We start from the raw sequence: 2625 nt of genomic DNA, 5'->3' as shown, positions 1-2625 counted from the left end.
GGCCTCGGGGTACAGCGTCTGGAAATCGTGGCCGGCGGCAACCACCACCTCGTCGGCGGCGAATCGGCCCGCACTGGTCTCGATCTGCGGCAACGCGATGCCGTGGACCAAGGTGCCGAAATGGAACTTGACGCCATGTGTCAAGGCCAACCAGGCAGCCAAGGCTGGCAGCACCTGACGCGCTTCCAACGCCATCTCGTTGGGGCTGAACAGGCCACCCAGCCCTGCGGCGTGGTGCTGCGCCACGTCATCAGCGCTCAGCAAGCGGGTCTCATACGTCTCACCCAGCGCGGCTTGAAAAGCCTGCAGCACCCGCCATTGCACGGTATCGCGCGCCACCGTCAAGCTGCCCTGCGCCTTGTGCCACACGCCCAGGCGCGGCAGCAGGTCCAACCAGAGCTCGCGGCTGCGCAGGGCCAGGTCGAGCATGTCACCGGGCGCTTGGCCCAACACCAGGCCGAGGCCAAAGTTGCGCACCGACGCGCCCGTGGCTTGCGCGTCGCGCTCGAACACGGTGACGTGATCGCCGCGCCGTGCCGCGGCCAGCGCATGAGCCAGGCCGACGATCCCTGCGCCCACGATGGCAACACGCCGTGCAGTCACGGCCGTTCGCCKTTTGCCAGCCGCGCTTCGATGCGGGCCAGCGCCGCCGGCAGATCGGCAATGCTGTCCACCACCTCGTGCGTGCCGGCCTGCGCCAGCTTGCGGGCCGCCACGTGGCGGCGCTGGCTGCGCTGCGGTTCATCCAACGCTTGCCATTCGGCCTGGGTCAGCCCTAGCTCGTTGCCAGACACCGCCAGGCCCACGGTCCACATGCCGGCGGCCAGGCCTTCTTCGATGCCCGGCACCGTGTCGTCGACCTTCACGCAGGCTGCCACTTCGCGCACACCCAGCTCGATGACATTCGCCAGCGCCATCCACGGGCCTGGGCGGCCGCCGGGCTTCAGGTCGTCGGTGGCCACTGCATGGTCCACCACCAGGCCCTGGCTTGCCGCGTGTGCCAGCAGCTTGTCCATCACGACCCGCGGGTAACCCGAGCAAGAGCCTATGCGCACATGCCGATCCCGCAGGGACGCAAGCACCCCCAGCGCGCCGGGGATCACCGCCGAGTACTGCGCCACCCGCTCCACCTGCAGCGGCATGAAGGCCGCGTACAGCGCATCGACATCGGCTTTGCTCATCGCGCGGTCATGCGCGGCCTGCCAGCGGGCCGCGACGCCCGGCAGCCGGCCCAGGGCCTGGATATGGTCCCACTTGGCCAGGCCCATCGGCTCGCGGGCCTCGGCCATCGAGATCTCGACGCCGAAGCCCTTGAACGCGTCGATCAGCACCTGGGTTGGCGCGAAGGAGCCGAAGTCGACCAAGGTGCCGGCCCAGTCGAAGATCACGGCCTGGACGGGGCCTTGGTAGCGACGCTCGTAGCGGTGCATGGAAGAGAACATGGCGAATAGGGGAAGTGAAGAAAGCGGTGACGTCGGCCGTCAGCTGCCGATGCCCATCTCATCGAGGCAACGGCGCATCGCGTCCACCGCCATCTCGATGTCGGCGGCCTGCAGCGCGCCGATGCAGCCGACGCGGAAGGTCTCGACCGTGGTCAGCTTGCCCGGGTAGAGCACCACGCCACGTGCCTTGACGCGTCGATAGAACTCGCTGAAGCTCCAGTTCGCTTGCGCCGGTGCGTGCACGGTCACGATGATCGGCGCCTGCCAGGCCGCTGGCAGAAAAGGCTCGAGCCCGAGGCGTTGGAGGCCGGCGAGCAGCGCGCGGCAATTGGCTTCGTAGCGCGCCAGCCTTGCGGGTTGACCGCCCTCCTCGTCGTACTGCTTCAGCGCCTCTGCCAACGCAGCGACCACATGGGTGGGCGGCGTGAAGCGCCATTGGCCGGTGCGCTGCAGGTAGCGCCACTGGTCGTGAAGGTCGAGCGACAGCGAATGCGCGCAACCTTCGGCCTCGGCCAGCGCCGCCGTGCGGGCCAGAACGAAGCCCATGCCCGGGACGCCTTCGAGGCACTTGTTGCTGCTGGCGATGACGGCGTCGAACGCGATATCGCGCGCCGATAGCGGCAAGGCGCCGAGGCTGCTCATCGCATCGACGATCAGGCGCTTGTGGTGTGCGCGAACGACCTCGGCAATCTCTGCCAGCGGGTTCAGGATGCCGGTGCTGGTTTCGCAGTGGATCACGCCGACATGGGTGATGGCTGCATCCGCCTGCAATGCAGCGGCGACACGTGTCGGGTCAACCGCTGCGGCCTCGCCGAAGTCCAGCACCGCAACCGCGCGGCCCATCACCGCCGTCAGAYGCGCCATGCGTTGGCCGTAGGCGCCGTTGACCAACACCAGCAACTTGCCATCACGTGGCACCAGGCTGCCAATGGCCGCTTCGACCGCGAAGGTGCCTGAGCCTTGCAGGGGCACGCAGCTGAACTGGTCCGCACCATCGACCAACTCAACCAGCCGCAGGCAGACCTGCGCGGTTAAGGCGTTGAAATCGGCGTCCCACGAGCCCCAGTCGCGCAGCATCGCGGTCTTGGTGGCCAGGGTCGTGGTCAGGGGGCCGGGAGTCAGCAGGATGGCGTCACGCATGGCAAGGCAAAGCAGGCATCAATTACAAGAAGCACCGTCTGTC

At 67.9% G+C, this 2625-nt stretch carries 3 protein-coding genes; all 3 read right to left on the bottom strand.

Features of this window, described 5'->3' with window-relative positions; all coding sequences use genetic code 11:
• Window positions 1-603, bottom strand: a 603-nt coding sequence (locus tag AC1DYI_RS32220) for an FAD-dependent oxidoreductase (protein WP_477208187.1), incomplete at its 3' end; no start/stop codon positions are given.
• Window positions 600-1442, bottom strand: a complete 843-nt coding sequence (gene phnX / locus AC1DYI_RS32215) for a phosphonoacetaldehyde hydrolase (RefSeq protein ID WP_477208186.1) — start codon at window positions 1440-1442, stop codon at window positions 600-602. The genes AC1DYI_RS32220 and phnX, both read right to left, overlap by 4 nt.
• A 39-nt stretch (window positions 1443-1481) precedes the next feature.
• Window positions 1482-2582, bottom strand: coding sequence for a 2-aminoethylphosphonate--pyruvate transaminase (locus tag AC1DYI_RS32210; protein ID WP_477208185.1), 1101 nt, complete (start codon window positions 2580-2582; stop codon window positions 1482-1484).
• Between the last annotated feature and the right edge of the window lie 43 nt (window positions 2583-2625).

It is taken from the genome of Ideonella sp. P3_A4 (assembly GCF_056403075.1).
Note: the sequence above shows the minus strand (reverse complement) of the source record. Positions and strands in the feature narration are given on the sequence as shown.